The organism is Actinoplanes sp. CA-131856 (assembly GCF_050956135.1).
Lineage (GTDB): Bacteria > Actinomycetota > Actinomycetes > Mycobacteriales > Micromonosporaceae > Actinoplanes.
The window spans coordinates 10,243,874-10,256,154 of sequence record NZ_CP191849.1 but is presented as its reverse complement, the minus strand read 5'-3'; the positions used below and the strand labels follow the sequence as shown (position 1 = coordinate 10,256,154).

Genomic DNA, 12,281 nt, shown 5'->3' with positions numbered 1-12,281 from the left:
ACATATGTCCCTGATATGACGTGAATGGCGGGTTGAACTAAATGCGACGTAAGGCAGGCATAGCAGTCGCGGCCTGCGCGGCTCTGGCCCTGACCGGCACGGCCGGCGCGACCGCGTGGAGGGCCGCGGACGAACCCCGGCCCGTCGGCACCTGGCAGCAGGCACCGGTGGAGCGCACGCCCGTCGCAGCGGAACAAGCGGAACTCGCGGAACAGGCGGCCCAGGCCGAGGCGGCCCCGATGGCCGGCCTGCCCGGCGCGCCGGCCGCGGGAGTGACCCCGGCGCCGGGCGCCTCATCGGTCACAGTGGCCCCTTCCGGGGAACCGGAGCTCCTCGACCAGGAGGGCCGGCACGAGTCGGCGTCCGTGCAGGGCGACGGCCGGCAGAAGGTCGGCGAGCTGCTCAATGTGCGCCGGCTGCTCGGCTATCTGGGCGGCCAGCCGAAGAAGGAGACGTTCCGCTATCCGGGCGCGTCCTATGTGAAGCTGCACTTCTCCCGCATGGCGATGCTGCCCGGCGACTACGTGACCGTCTCCAACGCCGACGGCACCGAGTCCTACCGCTACGACGCTCCCGAGCTGAGCGAGCACGACAGCGACCGCTGGGCCATGTCGGTCACCGGCGACACCGCGGTGCTCGAGATGCACCGGGGCCCGGCCGATCCGCTGCGGCTCGGCGAGCTGCTGGGCACGCTCGGCGTCGACGTCGACCGGGTGGCCAAGGGCTTCAGCCGCTCCGAGCAGCGCAAGCAGCCCGAGAAGCAGCTGACGGCGCCCGGGCGTACGGGCAAAGAGGAATCGGTCTGTGGCAGCGACACCTCGGCCGACGCGGTCTGCTACCGCTCGTCCGACCCGGTCGCCTACACGAAGTCGAAGGCCATCGCCCGGCTCCTGATCAACGGAACCGAGCTGTGCACCGGCTGGCGGATCGGCACCCAGAACCGCATGCTCACCAACAACCACTGCTTCACCAGCACGGCCGAGGCCCACGACACCGAGGTCTGGTTCAACTATCAGTGCGCGCAGTGCGGCGGCTACGACGTCTACAAGCCGACCAAGGTGTGGGGCGCCAGTGTCCTGACGACCGACCGGGTCTACGACTACACGCTCTTCTCGGTCTCCAACTTCGCGGCCGTACGGAAATTCGGCTACCTGACCCTGGACACCGCCCGCCCGGCGAAGAACCAGGAGCTCTACGTCCCGCAGCACCCGGCCGGCGAGCCGACCCGGATCGCCGGCTCGCTCGGCGAGAAGGCCGGCAACTGCTCGGTGGTCGACCCCGGCTACAACGGGTACGCCACCCAGTCGGACGTCGCGTACTACTGCGACACCGAGGGCGGCTCGTCCGGTTCGCCGGTGCTGTCCCGCAAGACCGACAAGGTGGTGGCCCTGCACCACTTCGGCGGCTGCCCCAACTCGGGCGTCCGCGGTGACCTGCTGGCCGCGAAGCTGGGCAAGTACATCTAACTTTGAGGGCGTGCGTAAACCGAAGAGCTGGTGGCCCGACGTCGCGTTCCTCGCGGCGTTCGTCGCGCTCACCGTCGCCCTGATCAACGGCCACCTGCTGACGCTCGATCAGCGGGTGGCCGACTGGGCGTTCGCGCACCAGCCCGACCCGGTCTACTGGACGGCCCGGGTGCTGAACTACTTCGGGCAGGGCGGCCAGGTGCTGATGCCGGTCGCGCTGATCCTGACCGGGGTGCTCACGTGGCGGACCCGGTCGGTGCGGGCGGTGATGCCGTTCGTGGCGGGCTTCGTTCTGACGTACGTCACCATCGGGCCCCTGAAGATCTGGGCCGACCGCGCGGCGCCGCGGTTCGACGGGCCGGACAAGACGGTCATGCACAATCCGTACGCGTCCGGGGCCGAGGCGATGAGCTATCCGTCGGGGCACCTGGGCAACTCGCTGGTCTGGTACGCGGTGCTGGCTCTCTTGATCGCGGCGCTGCTGCGGCGGTCGCTGACGGTCCGCGAGACGATTTTGATACGGGTCGTACCGGTGGCGATCGTCTTCTGCACAACCGTCTATACCGGCTTCCACTGGCTGACCGACTCGGTGGCCGGGCTGCTGCTGGGGTTGGTTCTGGCCCGGTTGATCTCCTGCGTGAGCTGGGACGCTGTTCCGCTGCCACGACTGGGAGGCTGGGAGCGGCCGCTATACCCAGACGCCACGCCGCATGACGCGCTTCACCGTTAAGTCCGGATTTAGTACGACCAGGTCGGCGCTCAGGCCGGCCTCCAGCGCGCCGGTCTGATCGGCGAGGCCGAGGACGCGGGCCGGGGTGGTGCTGGCCATGGCGACCGCGTCCGGCAGGGAGACGCCGGCGGCGACCGTGTTGCGCAGGGCCACGTCCATGGTCAGGGTGCTGCCGGCGATCGAGCCGTTGCGGGCCAGCCGGGCCACCCCGTCGGCCACGGTGACCTCCTGGCCGCCCAGATCGTAGGTGCCGTCGGCCATGCCGGTGGCGTCCATGGCGTCGGTGATCAGCGCGGCCTTGTCCGGGCCGGCGGTCCGGGCGGCGAAGGACAGCATGCCCGGGTGCAGGTGGGTGTTGTCGGCGATCAGCTCGCACACGACCGGCGACGAGAGCAGGCCGATCACCGGGCCGGGCTCGCGGTGGTGCGGCGGGCGCATGCCGTTGAACAGGTGGGTGCCGACGGCGGCGCCGGCCCGGACGCCGGCCAGGGTCTGCTCGTACGTGGCGTCGGTGTGCCCGACGGCGGCCGCCACACCGTTCTCGCGCAGGAACGCGATCGCCTCCAGGGCGCCCGGCAGCTCGGGGGCGATCGTCACGAGGCGTACGGCCGCGGTCTTGATCAGCTCTTGCAGCTCGTCGATCGAGGGATCGCGCAGATAGGCCGGGTTCTGGGCACCGCAGCGGGCCTCGGAGAGGTACGGGCCCTCGTAGTGCACGCCGGCGATGACGCCCTCCTCGATCAGCGGCAGATAGGCCGCCGTCGCGTCGCGCATCAGCTCGAAGGGGGAGCTGACCAGGCTGGCCAGCATGGTCGTGGTGCCGTGACCGAGGTGGAAGGCGGCCGCGGCCCGGGCCGACCCGGCGTCGCCGGTGGTGAAGGTGTGCCCGCCGCCGCCGTGGCAGTGGATGTCGACGAAGCCGGGCACGATCACGTCGTCGCCGGCGTTGTTTCCCGCGGTGACCTCGAGGATCGCCGGGCCGTCGACCTCGACGTAGCCCTCGACGACGGCGCCGGGACGGACGATGCGGCCGCCGATGCGGGTCACAGTGACTCCAGGTGGTCGAGGGCGAGCAGGGCGGCGCCGACGCATCCGGCCTCGTCGCCGAGCTCGGCCCGGACGATCTCGGGGATGCGGTGGAAGGTGACCTGGGCGGCGAACGCCTCGCGCAGCGGGCCGAGCAGCGCCTCGCCCGCCTCGGCCAGACCGCCGCCCAGCACCAGCACGTCGACGTCGTACAGGGCCTGGGCGATGACCAGGCCGTCGGCCAGCACGTCGACGGTCTCGTGCCACACCGTACGGGCCAGGTCGTCCGTCTCCAGGTGGCTGACCACGTCGAACGCTGTCGCACCGGGCCGGCCGGACAGCTCCGCGTAGCGGCGGCCGACCGCCTTGGCCGAGGTGTGCGCCTCCAGGCAGCCGCGCTGGCCGCAGCCGCAGGGGTTGCCGCCGGGGCGGACCACGATGTGGCCGAGCTCGCCGGCGGCGCCGTGCGCGCCCGCATAGCCGGCGCCGCCGACCACCAGGGCGGCCGCGATGCCGGTGCCGATCGCCACAAAGAGCACGTGACCGCGCCCGCGGCCGGCCCCCAGCCGCGCCTCGGCGATGCCGCCGACGCGGACGTCATGACCCAGGGCGGCGGGAAGGCCGAGCCTCTTCTCCAGGGGCTCGCGCACCGGGACGTCACGGAAGCCGATGTTGGACGACCAGACGGCGACGCCGTTCGCCTCGTCGACCACGCCCGGCACGGCGATGCCGGTGGCGATCGGGGTCAGGCTCTTCTCCCGTGCGGTCGCGGCGAGCCCGTCGGCGATGTCGACGATGGTGCCGAGGACCGCCTCGGGGCCGCGCTCGGCCAGGGTGGGATGGCGTTCGGAGTGGTGGACCGTGCCGTCGGTGCCGACCAGGGCGCACTTCATGCCCGTGCCGCCGACGTCCAGCGCGACGACGACGTTCGTCATCCCAGGATCGACTTTCGTCATCCCAGGATCACGGAGCGGGTCAGGTTGCGGGGGTGGTCGGGGTCGAGGCCCTGGCTGGTGGCGAGCAGCACGGCCACGCGCTGGGCCACGACCAGGTCGGCCATCGGGTCGAGCGGGGCCCGGCCCCCGCACCAGCTGCCCAGCGCGGCGTAACCGCCGTGGTGGCGGCTGTGCACGAACGAGGCGCCGGTGGCCTCGACGTCGTCGGCCAGGCCGGCCGGGACGTCGCCGAACGCCCAGACGACGCGGCGCGGGGCGGCGATCGCGATGGGGCCGTGCCGGTAATCCATGGCCGGGTACGCCTCGGCCCAATATCCGGCGGCCTCCCGGCACTTCAGGGCGGCCTCCTCGGCCAGGCCGACGGTCCAGCCCCGGCCCAGGAAGGTGATCTGCTCGGCCAGCGCCGGGTGCACCGGCAACGGCAGGCGGACGGCGACCTCGGCGTCGGCCGCGACCGGGTCCATGTCCTCGCCGAGGTGGGAGCGCAGCAGCGCGAGGGCGCTGGTGGCGAAGCGGGTCTGCACGACCGACCGCTCGTCGGCGAAGTCGAGGACGATGGCGCTCTCGGCCATCTTCGCGGCCGGCTGGTCGGCGACGGCCGTGATGACGGTGGTGTTCCGCTGGGCCTTGATCAGATCGAGGACCTCGGTGGTCGTGCCCGAGCGGGTGATGGCGACAATCCGGTCATACTTCCGGCCCTGCGGGAACTCGGAGGCCTGGAACGCGTCGGTCTCGCCGTGACCCGCGCGCTCGCGCAGGGAGGCGTACGCCTTGGCCATGAACCACGACGTGCCGCAACCGACGACGGCGACCCTCTCGCCCGTGGCGGGCAGGCCCGGGGAGTCGGCCAGCTCGGCGGCCTTGCGCCAGCACTCGGGCTGGCTGGCGATCTCCACCTTGACGTAGCTCATGGGTCACCCTTCACACCGTGCGTCGCTGCGCATATGCGCTCGGTTTTAGGCACTTTCGAGCGCCATTCTGCGTGGAAGGCCGCCGTAGACGCAAGCACTGATTGACGTACCGCGCAGCGCCGAGGTTTGCTTCCCGGGCTTTCGCTCACTAATGTGCACACTCTTATCATGGAACGCTCATCGGGGAGTCTCGGTGGACCGGTACGCGCGGTGGAATGCCCTGCTCGAGTTACTCGCGGAGAGTGGCCGGGTCAGCGTGGAGGACGCGGCTGAGCGCCTGGACGTCTCGCAGGCCACCATCCGCCGCGACTTCGACCAGCTCGCCCAGCAACAGATGATCACCCGCACCCGGGGCGGCGCCGTCGCCAACGGGGTGTCGTACGACCTGCCGCTGCGCTACAAGAGCGCCAAGCACTCGGCCGAGAAGCAGCGGATCGGGGAGGCCGCGGCCCGGCTGGTCACCCCCGGAACGGTCGTCGGCCTCAACGGCGGCACGACGATGACCGAGGTGGCGCGGGCCCTGGCCGTACGCCCCGACCTGAACGCCGGCGGCGAAGGTGCCCAGCTCACCGTGGTGACGAACGCGCTGAACATCGCGAACGAGCTGCTGGTCCGCTCCCGCATGAAGATCGTGGTGGCCGGCGGCGTGGTCCGGCCGCAGTCGTTCGAGCTGGTCGGCCCGCTCGGCGGCGCGCTGCTGAAGGAAGTCACCCTCGACATCGTGCTGCTGGGGGTGGACGCGCTCGACGTGGAGCTGGGCGCGGCGGCCCACCACGAGGGCGAGGCGGCCATGAACAGCCTGATGGTGGCCCGCGCGAAAAGGGTCGTGGTGATCGCCGACTCGTCGAAGCTGGGCGGGCACGCGTTCGCCCGCATCTGCCCGATCAGCAAGGTCGAGACCCTGGTGACCGACTCCGGCGCCCCGGCCGAGGTGGTGGCCGCGCTCAGGGACGCCGGAGTGCAGGTCATCTGCGCCTAGAGCTGGGCCTTGATGGCCTTGACGAGGGTCTCGTCCTCGGGGGTGGTCCGCGGCGAGAAGCGGCCGACGACCTCACCGGTGCGCGAGATCAGGAACTTCTCGAAGTTCCACTGCACGTCGACGCTGCCGTCCTCGTGCTGGCGGGCCGCGGTCAGGGCGGCGTACAGCGGGTGTTGCCCCTCGCCCTTGACCGAGATCTTCGAGAACATCGGGAACTGAACGTCGAAGGTGCTCCGGCAGAACTCGGCGATCTCCTCGTCGGTCCCCGGCTCCTGCCCCATGAAATCGTTGGCCGGGAAGCCGAGCACACTGAAGCCGCTGTCGCGGAACCGCTCGTGCAGCTTCTCCAGCCCGTCGTACTGAGGCGTGAGCCCACACTTCGAGGCCACATTGACCACGAGCAGAACCTGCCCGTCATAGGCGGCGAGCGACGAGGTCTCCCCATCGATCGTCCGCAGCGGAATGTCCTGAACAGCAGTCATCTAGCCAGCCTCCGGCCTCGCATTTATCGCATCCGCCCGCAAGTCTCCCTCAGCGCGCCGCCCGGCGTCCCGCTCCCGGACCCATTCACCGCATGAATTTGATCAACGTCGATATTGCGTGTGAGGTCTAGCCTCGCGGGAGCGACGTTCGACGGACCGCCGACATGGGGTGAAGGCAGGCGAGAGACGATGGACGGTCTCGGGTTTCACGTGGAGGTCGAGGTCCTGGAGTCGGCCTCGGCGGGCATCAGGCAAAGCGTGGCTGACCAGCGCGACTCCGCTCTGGAAAATCTGGACGGGGCGGCCGGTGCCTACGGGCACGCGGGATTGCACCGGGCGATGGAGAACTTCTGCGACCGGTGGAACGAGGGTCTCGACATCCTCGTGGAGGACGCCGAGGCGATCGGGAAGATCCTGGACGAGGCGGCGAGGGCCTACCGGTCGGCGGACGCCGCCTCGGCGGGACGCCTGACCACCGACCCCGCCGCGGGAGTCGTCGATGACTGAACTCGGGCAGACCCACGATCCGCTGGTGTTGGTGCCGGGTGATCCGGCGGCGGTGGAGAGCAACGTACGGGCGTTGCGGAACAGGGCGGCGAACGCGGAAAAGGCCGGCGACGGCCTGGTTGACATCGACACCGGCGCGTGGACGGGTGCGGCCGGCGACGCGTTTCGGGAGAAGTTCAGTTACGAGCCCAACAAGTGGTACGAGGCGTCCAACTCGCTTGCCACCGCCGCCGACGGTCTGGCCGTCTACGCGGGCACGCTGCGATGGGCGCAGGGCCAGGCGGCCGAGGCAATCCGGCTGTGGGACGAGGGTGAGGCCGCGTCGGCGCGCGCCCGGCAGGCGTATGACCAGCAGGTGGCACAGGCGGTGCCGGGGCAGGTCGTCGCGCCCTTCGTGGACAGTGGTGAGGCCGGGCGGCAGGCGGCGCGGGACACCCTGCGGAACGCGCGTGACCAGGTCGTTCAGGAGGGTGACACTGCGGCGCGGTTCCTCGATGCGGAAGCGGACGCGGCGCCGGAGGAGTCGAGTTGGCTGGATGCTGTGGGCGACTTCGCGCTCGATGTGGGCGCGGACGTCGTCAACGGGCTGGCCTCGTTCGGCAACGCGATGATCCAGCATCCGGGCGAGACCGCTGCCCTGGCCGGCGGGCTGCTGCTCCCGTATTTAGGAGACAGACGTGCAGCAGTCGCTGGAAGAGATCGAGGGGAAGGCGTGGGGCGAGCCGCCGGCGGATGCCTCACGGCTGATGGCGACGGTCTATACGTTGCGGAGGCAGCCGGTGGGGACGCTGGGCGTGGAAGGGCTGCGCGTGCTCATCGGGCAGAAGGAGGGGCTCGAGACGCTCGTGCCGCTGGCCTTGGACGAGCTGGAGCGCGATCCGCTGGCCGAGGGCGACTTCTACCCCGGCGACCTGCTGGCCGCGGTGGTGCGGGCGCCACACAGCTATTGGGAGCGGCACACCGATCAGGCGGCACGGCTTCGGGCGGTGGCCAGAGCTGTGGACCTCGAAGAACTTGACGAGGCGACCAGGAACGCAATTGGCGCCTTCAGGGCGTGACGGCCGGCGGTCGCCGCTACGAGCCGAGGGTGAGGAGGTCGTCGCGCCACTGAGCGAAACGCTTGGACGGCGAAGCCGCCAGCCAAGGCGAAGCCATACTGGGCCGCCACCCGGAGGCCGAAGTCCGCCAGTTTGAGGAGGCCCGGCTCCATCCCTCAGCCGGCCAATTCGGGGAAATGGGACTGCCACAGCATTCGCAGACGCACGGGAAGCCACAGGCTCGGCCAGATTTGGCGCAAAATGTCGCCGCTGAGCCATCGGCTCAGATCGTCAGTGGTTGACGCCTGGTTCAGCACGGTCTGGTACATCACTTGGAGGTCGCCGGCATCTTCCAGGTCGTAGGTGCCGTCACCGGACCAGTCCAGCCCTCGGTCGAGGGTGACGATGCCCCTCATCGGGCCGCGCAGGCTGTCCAGGCTCGCCGCGACCACATAGTGCCGCTGGTCGGCGTACCGGGAACCGGGCGGTGCGCTGTTCGACGTCGCCATCTGCTTACCTCCCCGCTCTGATCGTACGACCGGGGCTGTCGGTGCTCAGGAAGTGACGTCCTTGCGGGTGAAGCGCCAGAACGCCAACGACCAGCACACCGTGGCGTAGCAGACGGCGGCGATGGCGCCCTTCACCAAGTCGTCTATCTGGGCCGGGGTGGAGAGCAAGCCCATCCAGGCGTCGCTGTAATGCGTGGGCAGGATGTTGCGGATGCCGCCCAGGGCGGTGATCTGGTCGAGGATGCTGGACAGGATCCAGAGCATCACCGCGCCGCCCACCGCGGCCAGCGGAGCGTCCGTCAGGACCGTCAGCAGGAACGCTATGCCGGCCACGATCAGCATCGAGACCGCCAGATAACCCGCCACGCCCAGGATGCGGAGCAGGCCCTGGCCCGGTGGGATCTCGGCCGCCACCGAGCTGCCCAACGGGTGCCAGCCGTATCGGATCGTGCCGGCGATCAGCGCCGTCACCGTCAGGGTCAGCAGGGCGGCCAGGGAGTAGAGCAGGGCCACGATCAGCTTCACCGCCAGCAGGCGGGCCCGGGGGACCGGAATGGCCAGCAGATATCTGAGGCTGCCCCAGCCGGCCTCGCTGGCCACCGGGTCGCCGCAGAACAGGGCCACCACCACGACCAGCAGGAAGCCGGCCGAGACGGCCAGGCAGAACAGGGCGAAGTTGAGGCCGCCCGACGTGGCCAGGTCGACCAGGCTGCCGAAGGCGCTGCCCTCGGACTCGTCGTCGCCGTTGCCGCCGAAGGCGAACGCGACCAGGACGATCAGCGGCAGCAGGACCATGAAGCCGAGGGCACCCTGCGTGCGGCGGCGGGACGCCTGGCGGCGCACCTCGGCCCAGATGGGCAGCGTGCGGGACGGCCGGTAGCCGGTCGCGCCGGCTGTGGAAACACTCATCGGTCACCGCTTCCCGCCGAGCTTTCCCCGACCAGGGCCAGGAAAGCGTCCTCGAGCCGCCTGCGCGGCACCACCCTGTCCACGTCCACCCCGGCCCGCACCAGCGAGGCGATCACCTCGGAGCGCGGGGTGCCGTTCACGTCCACGATCAGGCCGCTCGGGCCGTCCGGTGTCACCGAGCGCACGCCCAGGTCGCTGAGGACCCGGGACGCGGCCGGCACGTCCGAGACCTCGATCTGCACCGACGGGGACTCGCCGACGATGTCCTCGACCGGGCCTGACGCGACGATCCGGCCCTTGTTGACCACCACCGCGTGGGTGCACGTCTGCTCCACCTCGGCCAGCAGGTGGCTGGAGACCAGCACCGCGCGGCCGTCGGTGGCGTAGCGCTTGAGCACGCGGCGCATCTCGGCGATCTGCGGCGGGTCGAGGCCGTCCGTCGGCTCGTCGAGCACGAGCAGCTCGGGCAGGCCGAGCATGGCCTGGGCGATGGCCAGGCGCTGGCGCATGCCGTGGCTGTACTTGCGGGTGCGGCGGTGCACCGAGTCGCCCAGGCCGGCGATGGCCAGGGCCTCCTCGAAGTGCGCGTCCTCGGCCGGGCGGCCGGTGGCCTTCCAGTACGCCTGGAGGTTCTCCCAGCCGGTCATGTGCGGCATGAAGCCGGGGCCCTCGACGAGCGCGCCGACCCGGGACAGCACCGGCGAGCCGGGGACCAGCCGGTGGCCGAAGACCAGGGCCTCGCCGGCGGTCGGCATGGTCAGGCCCATGAGCACGCGCAGCGTGGTCGTCTTGCCGGCGCCGTTGGGGCCGAGCAGGCCCACCACCTGGCCCCGGGAGACGGTGAAGCTGATCTCCTCGACGGCCACGAACCCGTCCCCGTACGCCTTGCGCAGGCCCTTGACCACGAGCGGCGTGTCGGCGTACTCCTGCGATGTCGGGGTGTGCTGCCGGCGGAGCCGGCGGCGGCGGACGAGAAGGACCACCGCGAGGCCGAGCGCGATCGCCACCAGGAGCCCGGCCAGGACGTAGCGCCACACGGTCTGCGGGTTGGCGATCGGCTCGCCCACGACGGTCGGCAGGGTCAGTGCCGGCTCGACCGCGACGGTGTACGTGACGGGCTCGGTGGGCGAGAGGAACGCCTGGTCGGTGGTGGCGACCACGACCCGTACGGAATGGCCCTTGTCGATCTGCCGGACGATCGCGGGAAGCGTCACCGTCACCGGTTGCGCGGCGTCGATGGTCGTGGGCAGGCCGGTGAGGCGGACGGGGGCGATCAGGCCGGCGCTCAGCGTCTCGGCGCCCTGCTGATCCACGTCGTAGAGCTTGACGAAGAGCGTGGCCTCGCCGGTCGGCGAAGCGGCCCGCAGCCGGATCGTGGGCGCGCCCGCGACGTCGACGGCCGTGCCGACCGGCGCTGACTGGAAGGTCGCGAACTGGCCGGGGATGTCGGCCGCGACACCGGCCAGCAGCGTGCTGAGCCGGCCGCCGGTGCCGGGCAGCGACGACAGCGCGCCCGGGTTGCCGTTCGGCGGGTTGGCGATCGGCTGCGCCGGGCCTTCCAGGGAAATCTGGGTGCTTCCGGTTCCGCCGAGGCCGGGGTACGACTCCGTGGAGTACCCATTCGTCACCAGGCCCCGGTCGAGCGCGCTGAAGCCGGCCACCCGCGAGTACGTGAAGCTGTCGGACGGCTTGTCGCCCTCGCCCTTCACGTAGTGGTCGAGCCACTGCACGCTCAGGAACTTCACCCTGTCCTGGTCGGTCTGCGGGCCGGCGCCGCCGTCGTGGCCGCCGGTGAACCAGGCGACACGCACCGGGGTGCCGGCGGCGGCGATGCCCTTGGCGTTGGCGTCGGCCTCGGAGAGCGGGAAGAGCGTGTCGACCTCGCCCTGCACGAGCAGCGTGGGCGCCTTGATCTTGCCGAGGACGGGCGCCGGGCTCGACTTGCGAAGAAGATCGAGGGTCTTCTGATCGGGTACGCCGGTGGTGGCGACCTGTAGGTAAGCGGCGCAGACGTCGGCCGCGAAGCGCCCGCAGGCGGGGTTGGCGGTCGCGGCCGGCGGCGGGCCGTCGGCGGTCTCCACGGATCCGCCGTTGCCGAAGAAGACGCCGGCCCAGCCCTTCTTGAAGACGCCGGTGGTCTCCGTGGCGGCGGACTGCTGGAGGAAGACGTTGCTCAGGTCGTTCCAGGTGATCGACGGGACGATCGCGTCGACCCGGGAGTCCTGCGCGGCCAGCATCAGCGCGAGGGCGCCGCCGTACGAGCCGCCGACCACACCGACCCGGGGGTCGCCGGCCGCGTCGGTGCGGATCTCCTTCCGCGCGGCCAGCCAGTCGAGCAGGCCCTGGGCGTCGCGCACCTCGTAGTCGGGGCTGTCCAGGTGGATCTGGCCGCCGCTGCGGCCGAAGCCCTGCGCGGTCCAGGTCAGCACGGCGTAGCCGCGGTCGGCCAGGGACTCGGCGTCGTCGCTCACCGAGTCTTTGGTGCCGCCGAAGCCGTGCGCCAGCAGCACCGCCGGGACCTTGTCGTCGTGGTCTTTCGGCAGGTAGAGCCGGGTGTCGAGGGCGACCGAGGCGCTGCCGCCGGGCCCGGTCGGCACGGTGATCATCTGGTCCGTCGAGGTCCAGTCCCTGCTCTCCGGCCACGCGGCCCACCCGACCAGCCCCGCGACGAGCACGAGGACCACAGCGCCGGCGATGACGCGGCTGCGGGTGAGCCGGGGCAGCCGTGATGACCAAGACATGCCGAAACGCTATCCGGCCGCGTCTGAG

The 12,281-nt window shown here is 71.0% G+C and carries 12 protein-coding genes and 1 pseudogene; 6 read left to right on the top strand and 7 right to left on the bottom strand.

What is annotated here, in order from left to right; translation table 11 throughout:
* The first annotated feature begins 41 nt into the window (after positions 1-41).
* Together ACQP2X_RS47300 and ACQP2X_RS47295 are read left to right on the top strand one after the other, a co-directional pair.
* On the top strand, positions 42-1,466 hold the full coding sequence (locus ACQP2X_RS47300; RefSeq protein WP_498692771.1) for a trypsin-like serine peptidase: 1,425 nt from the start codon (positions 42-44) through the stop codon (positions 1,464-1,466).
* Positions 1,467-1,476: 10 nt separating this feature from the next.
* Positions 1,477-2,196, top strand: a complete 720-nt coding sequence (locus tag ACQP2X_RS47295; protein ID WP_498692770.1) for a phosphatase PAP2 family protein — start codon at positions 1,477-1,479, stop codon at positions 2,194-2,196.
* Here the strand turns inward: ACQP2X_RS47295 and nagA are convergent.
* Genes nagA through ACQP2X_RS47280 form a run of 3 tightly spaced genes read right to left on the bottom strand, consistent with a single transcriptional unit; the run spans position 2,155 to position 5,089 of the window.
* Positions 2,155-3,288, bottom strand: a complete 1,134-nt coding sequence (gene nagA, locus ACQP2X_RS47290) for an N-acetylglucosamine-6-phosphate deacetylase (RefSeq protein ID WP_498692769.1) — start codon at positions 3,286-3,288, stop codon at positions 2,155-2,157. The two genes, ACQP2X_RS47295 and nagA, sit on opposite strands and share 42 nt — an antisense overlap.
* Entirely contained in the window at positions 3,240-4,157 is a 918-nt protein-coding gene (locus ACQP2X_RS47285; RefSeq protein ID WP_498692768.1) for an ROK family protein, read from the bottom strand. Before ACQP2X_RS47285 ends, nagA begins: the two co-directional genes overlap by 49 nt.
* A 17-nt stretch (positions 4,158-4,174) precedes the next feature.
* Positions 4,175-5,089: an SIS domain-containing protein gene (locus ACQP2X_RS47280; protein ID WP_498692767.1), complete on the bottom strand. Its 915-nt coding sequence runs from the start codon at positions 5,087-5,089 to the stop codon at positions 4,175-4,177.
* Between the two features lie 193 nt (positions 5,090-5,282).
* On the opposite strand from ACQP2X_RS47280, the gene ACQP2X_RS47275 reads away from it, so the two are divergent.
* Positions 5,283-6,068 (top strand): DeoR/GlpR family DNA-binding transcription regulator, encoded by a 786-nt coding sequence (locus ACQP2X_RS47275; protein ID WP_498655772.1) that lies wholly within the window; start codon positions 5,283-5,285, stop codon positions 6,066-6,068.
* On the opposite strand, the gene ACQP2X_RS47270 is transcribed toward ACQP2X_RS47275, so the two are convergent.
* Complete coding sequence (locus ACQP2X_RS47270; RefSeq protein WP_498692766.1) at positions 6,065-6,550, bottom strand: glutathione peroxidase; 486 nt, start codon at positions 6,548-6,550, stop codon at positions 6,065-6,067. The genes ACQP2X_RS47275 and ACQP2X_RS47270 overlap by 4 nt on opposite strands.
* A 189-nt stretch (positions 6,551-6,739) precedes the next feature.
* Here ACQP2X_RS47270 and ACQP2X_RS47265 point away from each other — a divergent pair, with 189 nt between their 5' ends.
* The 3 genes and pseudogenes from ACQP2X_RS47265 to ACQP2X_RS47255 all read left to right on the top strand — a co-directional run bounded on the left by ACQP2X_RS47265 (position 6,740) and on the right by ACQP2X_RS47255 (position 8,115).
* A complete protein-coding gene (locus ACQP2X_RS47265) occupies positions 6,740-7,057 on the top strand; it encodes a hypothetical protein (RefSeq protein ID WP_498692764.1) in 318 nt (105 codons plus the stop codon).
* Positions 7,050-7,520 (top strand): annotated as a pseudogene (locus ACQP2X_RS47260) (putative T7SS-secreted protein); the annotation flags it as partial. The gene ACQP2X_RS47265 and the pseudogene ACQP2X_RS47260, both read left to right, overlap by 8 nt.
* A 214-nt stretch (positions 7,521-7,734) precedes the next feature.
* Positions 7,735-8,115, top strand: coding sequence for a contact-dependent growth inhibition system immunity protein (locus tag ACQP2X_RS47255; RefSeq protein WP_498692763.1), 381 nt, complete (start codon positions 7,735-7,737; stop codon positions 8,113-8,115).
* 155 nt (positions 8,116-8,270) lie between these two features.
* Here the strand turns inward: ACQP2X_RS47255 and ACQP2X_RS47250 are convergent, their stop codons facing one another.
* Genes ACQP2X_RS47250 through ACQP2X_RS47240 form a run of 3 tightly spaced genes read right to left on the bottom strand, consistent with a single transcriptional unit; the run spans position 8,271 to position 12,253 of the window.
* Entirely contained in the window at positions 8,271-8,603 is a 333-nt protein-coding gene (locus tag ACQP2X_RS47250; protein ID WP_498692761.1) for a hypothetical protein, read from the bottom strand.
* A 45-nt stretch (positions 8,604-8,648) separates the two neighbouring features.
* Entirely contained in the window at positions 8,649-9,512 is an 864-nt protein-coding gene (locus tag ACQP2X_RS47245; protein ID WP_498692758.1) for an ABC transporter permease, read from the bottom strand.
* Positions 9,509-12,253: an alpha/beta fold hydrolase gene (locus ACQP2X_RS47240; protein ID WP_498692756.1), complete on the bottom strand. Its 2,745-nt coding sequence runs from the start codon at positions 12,251-12,253 to the stop codon at positions 9,509-9,511. Before ACQP2X_RS47240 ends, ACQP2X_RS47245 begins: the two co-directional genes overlap by 4 nt.
* Positions 12,254-12,281 lie beyond the last annotated feature (28 nt).

Excerpts from the sequence above, each read along its gene's own strand:
- ACQP2X_RS47300 (WP_498692771.1), top strand. The coding sequence starts at position 42 with ATGCGACGTAAGGCAGGCATAGCAGTCGCGGCCTGCGCGGCTCTGGCC.
- nagA (WP_498692769.1), bottom strand. The coding sequence starts at position 3,288 with ATGCGTCGGCGCCGCCCTGCTCGCCCTCGACCACCTGGAGTCACTGTG.
- ACQP2X_RS47285 (WP_498692768.1), bottom strand. The coding sequence starts at position 4,157 with ATGACGAACGTCGTCGTCGCGCTGGACGTCGGCGGCACGGGCATGAAG.
- ACQP2X_RS47280 (WP_498692767.1), bottom strand. The coding sequence starts at position 5,089 with ATGAGCTACGTCAAGGTGGAGATCGCCAGCCAGCCCGAGTGCTGGCGC.
- ACQP2X_RS47270 (WP_498692766.1), bottom strand. The coding sequence starts at position 6,550 with ATGACTGCTGTTCAGGACATTCCGCTGCGGACGATCGATGGGGAGACC.
- ACQP2X_RS47265 (WP_498692764.1), top strand. The coding sequence starts at position 6,740 with ATGGACGGTCTCGGGTTTCACGTGGAGGTCGAGGTCCTGGAGTCGGCC.
- ACQP2X_RS47250 (WP_498692761.1), bottom strand. The coding sequence starts at position 8,603 with ATGGCGACGTCGAACAGCGCACCGCCCGGTTCCCGGTACGCCGACCAG.
- ACQP2X_RS47245 (WP_498692758.1), bottom strand. The coding sequence starts at position 9,512 with ATGAGTGTTTCCACAGCCGGCGCGACCGGCTACCGGCCGTCCCGCACG.
- ACQP2X_RS47240 (WP_498692756.1), bottom strand. The coding sequence starts at position 12,253 with ATGTCTTGGTCATCACGGCTGCCCCGGCTCACCCGCAGCCGCGTCATC.